This is a genomic window from Anaerobacillus arseniciselenatis, assembly GCF_001865995.1.
In the GTDB taxonomy this organism is placed as follows: Bacteria; Bacillota; Bacilli; order Bacillales; family Anaerobacillaceae; genus Anaerobacillus; species Anaerobacillus arseniciselenatis.
The window spans coordinates 1-14,010 of sequence record NZ_MLQQ01000035.1 but is presented as its reverse complement, the minus strand read 5'-3'; the positions used below and the strand labels follow the sequence as shown (position 1 = coordinate 14,010).

12 protein-coding genes are annotated in these 14,010 nt (G+C 35.0%); 1 reads left to right on the top strand and 11 read right to left on the bottom strand.

The window, feature by feature from the left end; genetic code table 11:
- Window positions 1-42 precede the first annotated feature (42 nt).
- A complete protein-coding gene (locus BKP35_RS12505; RefSeq protein WP_071313696.1) occupies window positions 43-522 on the bottom strand; it encodes a YtxH domain-containing protein in 480 nt (159 codons plus the stop codon).
- A 151-nt stretch (window positions 523-673) separates the two neighbouring features.
- Window positions 674-1,120 (bottom strand): DUF948 domain-containing protein, encoded by a 447-nt coding sequence (locus BKP35_RS12500; protein ID WP_071313695.1) that lies wholly within the window; start codon window positions 1,118-1,120, stop codon window positions 674-676.
- 292 nt (window positions 1,121-1,412) lie between these two features.
- Between BKP35_RS12500 and BKP35_RS12495 the strand changes: the two genes are divergently transcribed.
- Window positions 1,413-2,528 carry an aminopeptidase gene (locus BKP35_RS12495; protein WP_071313694.1) on the top strand — a complete coding sequence of 372 codons (1,116 nt, stop codon included), beginning with the start codon at window positions 1,413-1,415 and terminating at the stop codon, window positions 2,526-2,528.
- A 34-nt stretch (window positions 2,529-2,562) separates the two neighbouring features.
- Here the strand turns inward: BKP35_RS12495 and murC are convergent, their stop codons facing one another.
- From murC to BKP35_RS12445, 9 genes are all read right to left on the bottom strand, one after another.
- Window positions 2,563-3,858, bottom strand: coding sequence for a UDP-N-acetylmuramate--L-alanine ligase (gene murC / locus BKP35_RS12490; RefSeq protein WP_071313693.1), 1,296 nt, complete (start codon window positions 3,856-3,858; stop codon window positions 2,563-2,565).
- 735 nt (window positions 3,859-4,593) lie between these two features.
- Window positions 4,594-5,793: a hypothetical protein gene (locus BKP35_RS12485; RefSeq protein ID WP_071313692.1), complete on the bottom strand. Its 1,200-nt coding sequence runs from the start codon at window positions 5,791-5,793 to the stop codon at window positions 4,594-4,596.
- Complete coding sequence (locus BKP35_RS12480; RefSeq protein WP_245741960.1) at window positions 5,774-6,298, bottom strand: RNA polymerase sigma factor; 525 nt, start codon at window positions 6,296-6,298, stop codon at window positions 5,774-5,776. Before BKP35_RS12480 ends, BKP35_RS12485 begins: the two co-directional genes overlap by 20 nt.
- 1,081 nt (window positions 6,299-7,379) lie before the next feature.
- A complete protein-coding gene (locus BKP35_RS12470; protein ID WP_084031636.1) occupies window positions 7,380-7,745 on the bottom strand; it encodes a hypothetical protein in 366 nt (121 codons plus the stop codon).
- A gap of 187 nt (window positions 7,746-7,932) precedes the next feature.
- Complete coding sequence (locus BKP35_RS12465) at window positions 7,933-9,030, bottom strand: nicotinate phosphoribosyltransferase (protein WP_071313690.1); 1,098 nt, start codon at window positions 9,028-9,030, stop codon at window positions 7,933-7,935.
- An 86-nt stretch (window positions 9,031-9,116) separates the two neighbouring features.
- Window positions 9,117-9,308 (bottom strand): hypothetical protein, encoded by a 192-nt coding sequence (locus tag BKP35_RS12460; protein WP_071313689.1) that lies wholly within the window; start codon window positions 9,306-9,308, stop codon window positions 9,117-9,119.
- A 336-nt stretch (window positions 9,309-9,644) separates the two neighbouring features.
- Window positions 9,645-12,059: a DNA translocase FtsK gene (locus BKP35_RS12455; RefSeq protein WP_071313688.1), complete on the bottom strand. Its 2,415-nt coding sequence runs from the start codon at window positions 12,057-12,059 to the stop codon at window positions 9,645-9,647.
- 287 nt (window positions 12,060-12,346) lie between these two features.
- Window positions 12,347-12,667 (bottom strand): hypothetical protein, encoded by a 321-nt coding sequence (locus BKP35_RS12450; RefSeq protein ID WP_071313687.1) that lies wholly within the window; start codon window positions 12,665-12,667, stop codon window positions 12,347-12,349.
- Between the two features lie 407 nt (window positions 12,668-13,074).
- Window positions 13,075-14,010, bottom strand: a 936-nt coding sequence (locus tag BKP35_RS12445) for a DUF1444 domain-containing protein (RefSeq protein ID WP_337959646.1), incomplete at its 5' end; no start/stop codon positions are given.

Sequence of the window (14,010 nt, the reverse complement as noted above, 5' to 3'; positions counted from 1 at the left end):
GGCTTCCCCTAGCTTTTTACCTTTATTTATATGATTATTTTGTTACGCTTTTTCTATTTCGTTTTCTTCAGCAGCAGTTTCAGCTACTTCGCTTTGTTCTGTCACAACTTCGTGTAGTTCTGCTACTTCTCTTTTTACTGTTTCAGCAATTTCTGCTCCAGATTCTTGAAATTCTTCTGTTAATTCGTCAGCAGATTGGCTTAATTCTTCTACATCTCTTTTTACATTTTCCGTTAGTTCTCTTACTCGTCCTAATAAGTGAGTAGATTGTTCAGAGACAGTATCAGCAATTTCAGAAGACTTTTCTTTTGCGATCGCTGCATATTCAGTTCCTTTAACTAATGCATTTTGTGTTAAATCTGAAGTTCTTTCTTTAGCAACTAATGCTTGTGAATTCAAATCTTCTCTTAACTCTTTACCTGATTTTGGTGCTAGTAATAACGCAGATGCTGCACCTACGATTCCTCCAACTAGCGCCCCTATTATAAAATCTTTTGTATTCATATCGTTATCATTACTCATGCTTATCATCCTCCCTATTAAAATAATTAGCAATTTAATGAATTTCATAATTCATTATTCCCGCCACTAAGATCAATATATAGTTGCACCAAAACACTTTGCAACTATATATTGTTTGATGTGACTCTTTTTTAGTAATTATGAAATTCACTCAATTAACATCGGTATTTTTTTTAGCTTGTTCTGCTTCCTTTTTCGATTTCCATTTAGTATACAAATCAATAACTACATTTCCCCACTGAACCGTTTGAGCAATGTTATCTGACTGCTGTTCAGTCGTTTTTGATACTGAATCTGATACTTTACGGATCGAGTTATTTAACCCAGATAGCGAACCGCCTAAATCTTTTACAGAATCAAAAACCGTGTTTAACGATTTCGACTTTTCTTGAATATCATCAGCTAATTGATTAGTTCTATGTAACAATTCCGTCGTCTCTTTCGTTAAACCGTCCATTTGTTTGTTGAGGCCTTCCATCGTATTAGCGACATTCGTTAATGTTTTTTGCACTGCGATTAAAGTTTTAGCCACATAAACCACTAGTACTGTAAAGGCAACAGCAACAAGTGCAATACTTAAATACAAAATAATTTCCACTTTTACACCTCCTTGAGGTCCTTCCATAAATTTATCTTTTCACATTTATACCCTTAAGTAAAAATATGAAACATTGCCAAAAAGAAGGATTAAGTCAAAATTAACACGTCTAGCATCTTCTAATTTTAGCATTTCTATAAATATTCTACAAAATTTTTACTTTTCCTTTTCATTGCACATAATAAAACCAAGAAGTTTACGAAAATAGCTAAATAAATAGACGAACGTATGTATTAAGGGTACACTAATTTTTAGAATATAATTTTAATTTAATTATTCAGGAGGAAAAAAGATGAGAGATCCACGTATTCAAACACTAGCAAAAAATTTAATTAATTATTCTGTTAAGCTCAAAAAAGGTGAAAATGTTCTTATTGAAAACTTTGGTTTACAAAAAGAACTTGTAAAAGCTCTTGTGGATGAAGCATATAAAGCAGGAGGCAATCCTTTTGTATCACTTAAAGACCATGAAATAGATCGCGCATTATTATTTAATGCTAATGACACCCAAATGGATATGGTCGCTCAATTTGAAGCAAATGTAATGAAAAAAATGGATGCCTACATCGGATTAAGAGCGGGGGATAACATTAGCGAATTATCTGACGTCCCTTCAGAAAAATTAGCTTTACACGGTAAAACGGTTGGTACAAAAGTTCATAGAGAAATTCGTGTCCCTAAAACTCGTTGGGTTGTATTACGTTACCCTAGTGCATCCATGGCTCAATTAGCTAACATGAGTACAGAAGCATTTGAAAACTTCTACTTCGATGTTTGTAACTTAGATTACGGTAAAATGGATAAAGCAATGAATGCCTTAGTCGAGCTTATGAATAAGACAGATAAAGTAAGAATTACTGGTGAAGGAACGGACTTAACATTTTCGATTAAAGACATTCCAGCGGTGAAGTGTGCTGGTGAGCTGAACATTCCAGATGGAGAAGTATATTCAGCACCAGTTAAAAACTCAGTTAATGGGACCATTACATATAATACACCTTCTCCATATCAAGGCTTTACATTTGAAAATATTAAGTTGACGTTTAAAGATGGAAAAATTGTTGAAGCTAGTGCCAACGATACAGAACGAATTAACAAAATCTTTGATACGGACGAAGGAGCAAAATATATTGGGGAATTTGCCATCGGTGTAAACCCTTATATCAAACATCCGATGAAAGACATTTTATTTGATGAAAAAATCGACGGTAGTTTTCACTTTACCCCAGGCCAATGTTATGACGATGCTTATAATGGCAATAAATCATCTATCCACTGGGATATCGTTAATATTCAACGCCCTGAATACGGCGGGGGTGAAATCTACTTCGATGACGTCTTAATTCGTAAGGACGGACGTTTTGTTGTTCAGGAGTTAGAGGCATTAAATCCGGAGAATTTGAAGTAACTCAAAAGTAAAAGGGCGACCTCGGGTCGCCCTTTTACTTTACACTTTCATATGCTTGTTGAAATTTTTGAATATCGCCTGCGCCCATGAATAGTAACACACTCGATTTATGTGCTTTTAATTGCTTCATTTCACTTTCTTTAATTAGCTTAGCATTAGGAATTAAATCTTGTAAGTCTTTTATCGTTAATGTACCACTGTTTTCTCTTGCAGAAGAGAAAATGTCACAGAGATATACTTGATCAGCTTTACGTAAACTTTCCGCAAACTCCTCTAAAAACGCTTTTGTTCTTGTAAACGTATGTGGCTGAAAAATCGCAACGACTTCTCGATTCGGATATTTCTGTTTTGTTGCATTAATCGTTGCCGAAATTTCAGTTGGATGGTGTGCGTAATCGTCAATTAAAATTTGCTCTCCAAATGGCTTTTCACTAAAGCGTCGTTTAACTCCAGGAAATGTTCTTAATTGATCTGAAATCACTTGCATTGGAACATCTTCATAGTGGCAAAGAGCAATAACTGCTAATGCATTTTTTACATTATGGTCTCCGTACCCGGGGATCGTAAACGTCCCATAAAAAGTATTGCGAACAGAGACATCAAATGTTGTTCCTTCACTAGACACATGAATGTTCGTTCCTTGAAAATCATTATCTTCTTCAAGACCATAAAATACAACGGGTACTTGGGCTTGAATTTTTTGTAAATGGACATCATCGCCACAAGCAATGATCGCCTTTTTCACTTGCATCGCCATTTCTTGAAACGCATCAAAAACATCATCTACGTCTTTAAAATAATCAGGATGATCAAAATCAATATTCGTCATAATTGAATAATCCGGCTTATAATGCAAAAAATGTCGACGATATTCACAAGCCTCAAATACGAAATATTCGCTATTTTCTTCTCCTTTACCTGTTCCGTCACCAATTAAATAAGACGTAGGTTTAGCTGCTCCTAAAACATGCGAAAGTAAGCCTGTCGTAGACGTTTTCCCATGAGAACCTGTAACGGCGACACTCGTAAAGTTTTCAATAAACTCCCCTAAAAATAAAGGATATTTGTGAACCGGCATCGATTTTTCAAGAGCTTCTGATATCTCCTCATGTTCCTCATTATAAGCAGGAGAAGCGATGATCGTTTGCCCACTTTGAACATTGCTTTTGTCAAACGGTAAAATATTAATTCCCTTTTGTTCTAAAGGTTTTTGCGTAAAAAATACTTTATCAACATCAGAACCTTGTACTTTAAATTTCATATCATGTAACACTTGAGCTAAAGCACTCATCCCAGATCCTTTAATTCCGATAAAATGGTAGACTGTCATATATTGGACCCCCACACTACTTTATTAACCTGTTTATTGTTAAGCTGCATACTAACCTGCATAAGCTTAAATAATGAATAATTATTACTCCACATTAAAATTCCTTAATTAAGTATATGCCTATTATGTATAAATGTTATTTTTTTGAACACATTCTGACTTATTATAACAGAAAATACTTTTTGTCACCACGTTTGAATGTTAATGCAAGTTATATAATATTTACACCCTTAATTGGAACTAATTCTAAAGACTTATTTTCTATTATTATTTTAACCAATATTGGGAAGATTAATTATTCACGTTAATGAATTTCATAATTCATGATTCTCGCCACTAAGATCAATATATATTGGCGTCAAAACCATTCACAAACTATATATTGCATGATGTGGCTCATTTTTGTAATTATGAAATTCACTCACGTAATAAAATTAAGTATGTTTTAAAAAAGTATGCATTTAATAAGTCCTAAAAAACAAAAATGTTTACGAAAAAAGCCTTTTAAAAATTAAAAAGAGGGTGGGACAAAAGTGTCTGACACAACAAGGATCCTACTAAATATAGACGTAAAGATTTATCATATGTCTATATTCGGTGTCTAGCGGTGTCTGACACTTTGTTTTGTCCCACCCTCAATCAACTAAATTTATATGAAAGTATGTCACAACCTCCCACTATAATTTGTGGGTTGCTTACACTACTTTGGAGCTTTAATTATTGCTTTCAAACCTTCTATCTTTGTGACGTAGCTTCTACTTGTCGCTCAGCTAATTCGTCTAAAGAATTAATTCGAATGTGACTAAGAGATCCTTCAAATAATTGTTCTTCATTTAAATAAATTCGCGCTTGCTCATGATCGAATTGTTCACGTAGGTTTGCACCTACTCCATGGACAATTAATGATTTTAAACTTTCCTTATCGATATTATTTTTTTCATAAGCTTTATTTATATCACCCTTTAAATGAATAACTATTTTTCCATCTCGTTCTTCAATGGTATCAAATGAAAACTTCGATAAATCGATTTCTACTTCTGTAATCGCCTGTGTATGGAGGCTAAAAAAATCAGCAAATATATCTTCTATTGAATAAGTAGGAGGAAAATATTGTCTTAAAAATATCCCCTTTTCCGTACTTATCGGTAAATATACGGCACTACGATCCGCTAATAATGCGCTATTACGATCTAGTGGTACATCAATAATGTCAAAGTCCTCTCCTTCATGAGAAAATGGTTCACCATCTCCATAGGCGGTATAATGTGTTACTTTATCACTGAAATTCGTAGCAAACGTGTTGATACTAAATAACCCCATTCCTACTCCTGTAGACCCTCTTATATTCATCAAATCGTCTTTTTTAAAATATAAGTGTAAATGCTCATCTTCTATTTCATACGATTGCAACGGAATATCGGAACGTGCAAACCTTAATCCGTATTTAATGTTTAAATTACTATTAGAAGTGTACTCAAAATTAACGTGTTTCAAAATATCAATAGTCATTCTCGAACTAACAGGTATATAATACATGACATTTGAATCCGTCATTGCTATTGTAAAGTAATCTTCACTAGCATTTATAGTGCCGTAATAAAATAACCTTTCTTCATCTTCTGTTACAACATCGGGCTCTTCGATTAATTCTTGCTCTTCTAATAATTCAGGTTCTTCTACTAAGTCAATTTCTTCTTCCTCAATTACTGCTGGAGTCTGTTGTTGTTCAAATAGGGAAAAGTTATAGCCAACAAAAATAACTGCGAAAAATAATGCTAAACTTGCCACATACACAAATGCGTGCTTAAACTTCTTTCTTCTTTCCAGTTGATCAATATCATTCATCAGTTTTTGATGTAGATTACGTTTCCTGTCTTCACTCCAACTAACCTTATTCAATTTACTATAAGAATGTTCATCCCAATGCTTTTTCATTTTCGTACCCCTCCTTCGCTAAGCGTTGTTCGAATGTTTTTAATGCTCTAGATAACGTTGATTTCACTTTGCTTTCTGACCAACCTAAAATTTCAGCTGTATCCTTAATTGAGAATCCCTTAATTTTTCTTAAAATAATTACTTCTCGATATGAAGGTTTCAAACTTTGTAAAATACGATAAATTTCATTTACCTCTTCTTTAATTTCTAATGCCTCTTGAGGAAGTGGTTTTGAGTCTTGTGTAAAAAAAATAGTTTTAAAGAAAACGAGCGGTTTCTGTTTCCGCATATAATCGACAGTGACATTACGAGCTATTGTAAAAAGCCAAGTTTTTGGACTAGCATTTTGTTGAAAGGAGTCATAATATTTATAAGCGTTAATAAATGTTTCATGGGTTAAATCTTCAGATTTTTGGTAGTCATGGGTCATCATCAAAATAAATTTAAAAATAGATTCACTATGTTGTTCATACCAATCACTAATTTCCATTTTCTTATTGACCACAACTCTACCTCCCTTCCTTTTGTATTTCACTATTTAGACGTAAACACAACACTAAAAGTCGCACGAAAACAAATATTTTTTGATTTTATTAGGTAAACTTTCAAACCTCAACCATAGTTGAATACAGAATATTAGAAGTATAAGAAAAGTGATGGCTTCGAGAATGAGGGGGTAACAAAAAAAGGTAATGCACATTATGGGGAGAGTGCGCAGTAGTTGGGCGGACATGTACTGTGGGGCATGGTGAGGATTTTGCGTTATCTTTTGATGGGTGTGGCACTCGGTTGGGTCACGCGAGAAGATCTCGCGTTACCTTTTGAGTGAAGTGACGCTTCGTTCGGGCACGCGAGAAGGTCTCGTGTTACCTTTTTGGGGGATGTGACGCTTTGTTCGGGCACGCGAGAAGGTCTCGCATTACCTTTTGGGGGATGTGACGCTTTGTTCGGGCACGCGAGATCTTCTTGCGTTCCCTTTTAGGTGATGTGAAACTCGGTTAGGTCACGCTAAAAATTCTTACGTACCCTTTATCTGTAACCGTCAAATCATCCACACCTTCTAAAGATAATCTGTTTATGCGAAAAAAACTGATTACTCTTCCTAACTTAAAACTAGAGAAGAGTAATCCAAACGCCCGAATGATTACTCTTCTCGACTCAAAACCAGAGAAGAGTAATCCAAACACTCGAATGATTACTCTTCTGAGTTCAAAACATGAGAAGAGTAATCCAAACACTCGAATGATTACTCTTCTGAGCTCAAAACATGAGAAGAGTAATCGAAACCCCGAACTGATTACTCTTCTCGGCTCAAAACTAGAGAAGAGTAATCGAAACCCCGAACTGATTACTCTTCTGAGTTCAAAACATGAGAAGAGTAATCCAAACACTCGAATGATTACTCTTCTGAGCTCAAAGCAAGAGAAGGGGAATCGAAAGCTTAAAGTGAGCATTTTGCTCTCTCTTTTATATTGCAATTGCGCACTCCCCCCATGTTCTGCACCAAGCCTTTTTGTGCAGTTTCCCATACTGCATAAAAAGTGGTGAAGGTAGAGTTACATTACAGCATTTGTAACCCCCTAAACTTATAACGTATTGTTTTTCGCCTGGTTTTGTATTTTTTGTGAAAATAACGTAATGCCATAGGCAAAGAAGGCAACGATAAGATAAAGAATGATATAAAATAATGCAGATGAATTTAAAAATAATAAAATAATAGAAAAAAATGATAACGTTGATACAGCAACTGCTAATAATAAATTTCCCTTCCCAAACGCACATGCACAACCTTGTCCTATAAAAAGTAATGGAAAAATGAGTAATAACCCTATCACAAATAACCCTTTACCATCCTCAATAGTAAATATATTTGTAAAAGATACTAAGGCAAACATCAACATGATTATCGTTGGTACAAATGTAGTAATTAAACTTATTTTCGTAAATTTCACCTATATTCCCCCACTTAATTCTATCACTCATTTTTAAGTTTCTCTTAAAAGATAAAAAAGGCAGTCCCATCGTTAAATTTCAGTCACCTAATACTAATAGCTTGTACACCGTCATCTTCTTACCAAACTAATTGTACGGTTAATAGGTGAGCTGCATTTAGGGACAGCCTCGTTCGTATAAAAATTTTTAATCAATTTTTTCAAGGCGTGGATTAGGGCGATATTTACGACCTGTTTTCGCTTCATGCTTGCCATTTAAAAGCACATTATCTCCAGTGAAACCAATATGGATCTTTAGTAAGCTACTTCCAACACCATAGATATCGACAGGAACTCCTCTTTTTTCATACTCCTCAATTCGTTTCGCATCAAATCCGCCAGAACCAATGATCTTTACATGATGGAAACCTTCATCATCTAAAGCTTTTCGAAGCGCAAAAATCAGCTCAGGGTTTGCACCACGTGGGTCAAACGAACCTAGTACATCAGGATTTCTAAAGAAGTATTGATCAACCATTGTTTTCGATGTATCAATTCGTACCCCTTTTAACTCCTCACCAAACTCACGTGCTACACTTAAGGCGTCAGTTATTACATCGTTGTTATAATCAACAAGTGCCATTAAATCATCTTCTGGAAATGTTTCTTTGTATGCATGAGTTGCTGCGACAACATCTCCTTCAAAAAGTTGAATCAATGCATGTGGCATCGTTCCCATTCCTTTTTTACCCCACCATTCATTCATCGCATGAGTCGCTTGGGCAATAGAACCACCGATATATGCAGCATACCCATCTCCAGCTTGTTGCGTAAAATGATCATCACGATCTCCCATGAAGATTACAGGTTTTTTTACACCAGAAAGACTTGCCGCTTTAACAACATTGTACACATTCGTAGCCACCGAGGTTCTGCGCGCTAAAATACCATCAATAACCCCTTCTAAATAGCCAAAGTTTTGATAAGGTCCAGTGATCGTTAAAACTGTTTCAAACGGCTTAATTTTATCACCATCTTTTAATGAATGAATCTCAAGCTCGTCCACATTTTTCGCAAAAGTTTTAATAAGTGCAATGACTTCATCAGTTCCGCAAAGTACTGCATCTGTTTTTTGAAAAAATTGCATCGTTACCGTATTATCTTTTTTTAATTTCTCGACAATCTCTTTCGTTTTCAAAAAATAAACAGCAGAAAACCAGCCCTCTTCGACTCGTTCATCAAATTTAAATGTTTTATTTGTTAACCTTTTAATCTTACCTTCTAATTTTAGTTTGATTTCTTTCATTATGATACCCCTCGTAGTTTGCAACGGCTTTTTTAGTTATAATGCCCGTGATGGACATAAATCCTGTCACGGGCACAGTTTAAACATTAATGAAAAATATTTCCTTTATTATGCTGCTCTACTATTGCTGCTTCTACAATTTCTTGCACGTCACACTCGTCTAAATTGGCGAATCCGTGTTTTAGAACAATGAGCATATTTTGCTCATCTTCTGTTAATAAGGAAAGCCATTGTGGAGAAATAGATTTTACTAAGCTTGATAATTGAATCTCTTGCATCGTGACCACTCCTTATAAAAAGTATGGTATAGCTAGACTCATATTACTAAATGACTTATAGTAAATCTTTCGTCTTTCTCACTTACAAATCGTCCTTATTCAATTATTACCAATAAAGCACCAACATATTAATCATATAAAACCTTTTGTCAGAAAACAAGGTATATTTTCAAAGAAACATACCTTATATATACTATTTTATATTAATATCAAACGTGATACTAGCATTGTTTTAATTTACAATTCACAATTCATAATTAAAAATTTATGAAAGAAGCGCTTCGAAGCAACTCCCTAGCCCTAATTTTCAATTTTAAATTGTAAATTATTAATTTACTAAATTAACTCCGAAAGTTCTTCTTCTGAAACGAGGACGTTTCTTGGCTTTGAGCCCATCGCTTCTGAAATAATCCCTCTTGCTTCCATCATGTCAATAAGGCGAGCTGCACGGTTGAAGCCGATCCTAAACCTCCGTTGTAAACTAGATGATGATGCCCCACCTTGCTCGACGACGTAATAACAGGCTTCTTCAAAAAGATCATCCTCTTGATCTATCGCCTCATTTCCTCTAACAAGGTTGTCCTTATCGAACAAATAGTTAGGTTTACGCTGTTGTTTTACTAACGCAATCACTCGATCTATTTCTTCGTCTGAAACAAAGTTTCCTTGAACACGAACTGGCTTAGATGCCCCATTTTCAAAAAGGAGCATATCCCCTTTTCCTAGCAAGCGCTCTGCACCACCAGAGTCGATAATTGTTCTTGAATCGGCTTGAGAAGAAACTGAAAAAGCAACCCTCGTAGGTATATTTGCTTTTATTAAGCCTGTAATAACGTCTACAGAAGGTCTTTGCGTTGCTATAAGCAAGTGTATCCCACATGCCCTAGCTTTTTGAGCAATACGACAAATCGCATCTTCAACATCTTGTGGCGATACCATCATCAAATCTGCTAATTCATCAATAACAATGACGATATAAGGCATTGCTGGAGTTGTTTCGTCCTCTTTTTTCATTACTTGATTATATCGTTTAATATCACGAACGCCGTTTTGAACGAACAATTCATAGCGACGTTCCATTTCTTCAACTGCCCACTTTAAGGCTACAGTTGCCTGTTTTGCATCTGTAATTACAGGGGTAATAAGATGCGGAATGTCATTATAAGGGGCCAGTTCAACCATTTTAGGATCAACTAACATTAGCTTCACCTCATCAGGTGTCGCTTTAAACATAATACTAATTAAAATTGAATTTATGCATACACTTTTCCCTGAACCTGTTGACCCTGCAATTAAACCGTGAGGCATTTTTTGAATATCTGTGACTACGGGATTTCCAGAAATATCAAGCCCCATCGCAACCGTCAGTGGAGAAGGATTTTTTTGGAATTCACCACTACGTAAAATCTCTCTAATAACAACAGGCTCACTGACGTCATTTGGCACCTCAATTCCTATCGCATTCCTTCCAGGAATCGGAGCTTCGATACGAATGTCTTTAGCAGCTAAACTTAATTTAATGTCATCTGTTAGTCCTGTTACTTTACTAACTTTCACTCCCGCTTCCGGCTGGATTTCAAAACGAGTAACTGAAGGACCTTTCGTAACACCGACCACTTTGGCGTTAACATTAAAATTAGCAAGTGTCATCTCAAGGATTTCCTTTTTCTCATCTAACCACAATTGACTATCTTCTTGTTTTTTCTCTGGTATATTTAATAACTGTAACGTCGGAAAACGATAGTTTCTTTGCTCATGATCTTGATTTTTTTTATGAGCAACACGGTCTTTTTGAAGCATGAGCACATTAAATGGAACAACTGTTTTGCTCGAAACTTGTCCTTTATCTTCATGAAGTGTTTCTTCAATTTCAGCTTCCTCTTGAAATGCTTCTTTTTCCTGCTCAACTTCTATTTCGGGCTCAGTTGTTGCTAACTCTACTTCTATTTCCGCTTCAGTTAACTCTTCTTCGACTTCAATTTCCTCATGAGTTGCAATAATCTCTTCATTTTTTATTTCTGCTTGAAATGTTTTAACTACTTCAGTTTCTATTTCTTCTTGGACTGTTGCGGCAACTTCAGTTTTTATCTCTTCCTGTGCTGTTGAGACTACTGCAGTTTCAAGCTCATTCTTTACTGCTGTAGCTACTTCCATCTTTTTTTGAAAAGTTGACATTTCTTCTCGACCAAACGGTTGGACCTCGAGGCTATTTTCCTGTACAGGAACCTGTGTAATTTTTGTAGTAACGTCGTTTCGCTCTAAACTATTTGTTTTAGATGAAACATTTACGTCTTCATTTTTTTCATCCCGGTTAACCTTTAATGTTTGTTTCTTAAAAGCATGTACGGGGGATGGAATTTCTTGTGCTTTAAAATTAACACCTTGAAATTTTTTGCGTTTTTCATTTTTCTCAGTTACCACTTCTTTTTGTTCTAAATTCCTTTTAGGATGAATATTAGTAACTACTTTTTCTCGTTTTTTTTCTATTTTTCTTGTCGGATTTGATACAGCAGTCTCTTTATGTATAGATTTTTGGCGTACCAACTTGTTTCCCTCTTCATCGGAGATGATCGGAAAACGAAAATTTCCTTGCTTAGGATATTGATGAATCATCCGTGCCTCAGTATCATTGTCACCTTTAATTCGACCATAATAAAGCTTTCTTTCTTGTCGTGTATGAATATGTTCACTTTCTTCTCCAAATAAAAACGAATGAACTTTTTGGTAGGCTATTTTTAACTTCTTAAACATGAAAATCACCTTTTCTATATTGTTGAATTTACGATGTAGAATTTTGATTTCGGGGTATTATACATGTTGCATCTCCTTCATCTCATTCAAAAGTTTAAATATAACATATGCTAGTTTAATAATAACTTAAAAAAGGAAAAAACCACTAGTTTTTTCTAGTGATTAATGGGAGATTGTGAAATTATACCTAATTTAGCCATAATAGAAAAGGGAGTTTAAAATATTTTCTCATATATTTATTATAGAAACATAGTGTCAGACAGAAAAGATGACTGACACCTTTAAACTTACTCTTCTTCGAAGTATTTAATTAATTTCCATTTCTTTTTTCCATTTTTATCTTTAATTAACTTCCATTTTTTCCTTTTGTCTTTTTCATTTTCTTTATTTTCTTCATCCACTTTCTCTTCATTATTTTCTTCGTTATTATTCTCTATATTTACTTGATTACCGAAAATAATTTCATCTCCAATAATAATTTCACCTGCATCAATTTTGGCATTTGCTTGATGACCTTTATGAATTGAAGGCCCAAAATTAATAGAAGCTCCGTCAGCAACATGATTAATTTTTATATTAATATTAGGCGGAATCCGAAATTTCTTCACCGTCGTTCCTCCTTTCGCTACTCTCCTTAACAGTGTATGTGCGTGAGGACAACCTAGTTTGGATATAATCACTATTAAACAAGAAATGTATTTTCGTCTAACTAAATAGCTTTTTACATACAAAACCCGCATGACGATATTCCGTCACCATCTAATATGGAAAAGGAGGGTGCTTTCCCTCACTTCACCTTGACCTTCTAACGAATCTCAGACGTTCGTTCGCAAAAGCACCCGCCTTTTTCATACAAAACTCACTTGACGAATAATCGTCACTATCTAATTATGTAAAAATCAAGGGCTTTCCTTTCCAACAAACCAACTGTCCACTAACCAACTATCAACTACACAAAAAGAAACTAACACAATAACACAATGTCAGTCTCTCTCATAAAAAGGGAGTTATCCCCTTATTCTTCTTTCGGTTTTTTTTGCGCTAAAATGAAAACTGGTTCCAAATGGCCTTTTTCATAAATAAAAGGAAGTGCAGTGATCGGCGTTCGTCCATTAGTGAAAAATTGAAACACCATTTGGCCTAAAACATCATACCCCGCTTCATTTTTTATGTCAGCGATGATTAAAACATCCTGATGCGGTACAGCAACGGCTAATTCCCCTTCTGCATTGTTTTGATAATGTTTTAATAGTTGTTCGTTCAAAATTTTGCTAGCATCATAACCATCGTTTGAATTAATAAAGTAAAATGTATTGCCGGCGACTTCATCTCGTTTCGCATCTGTTTTTAATGAACGAACATTAAACATCGCTATTTCTTTTATTTTTACTAAACTCATCTCTTCTTTTTCGATCATTTCCTTCGTCACTAACGAGAATGTCGTTCCTCGATCAATTGCATAATATATTCTCGTTTCAGCAGTATGCTCTTCCCATAGAAGTTCCTTTTCATTTGCCGCAGTAGGAAATGACGTTGAACGAATAACCGGAAAAATTCTTTTCTCATTTCCACTAAGTGTTACTGGTGTTGCCATTGCTCGTAATGCTTCTTCTACGTAATGTACCGCTTCCGTTAATGCCGCTTCTTTTTTCGCTTCCCATTTAACTTGAAGTTTCGAAATTGATAAAGTGACTCCTTTATTAACGGTTGTATTTTCTATTCTTAACTTTTGCTCATCTCGGTCATAGGAAAGTCTTCTATCCGGAGCTGCTAACCTTTTTTCTAGCTCACGTTTTAACTGTAATGGCTTCATCTTTATAAAGCCTCCCTCTATAAATATTGATATACCAACGGTTTGAGCCGTTGGAGAAGTACCAAAAAAATATTTTTCGACACGACCTCTAACATTATTTTTATAATATGTGAAACTATGCCAATTGGTGGGTACGCT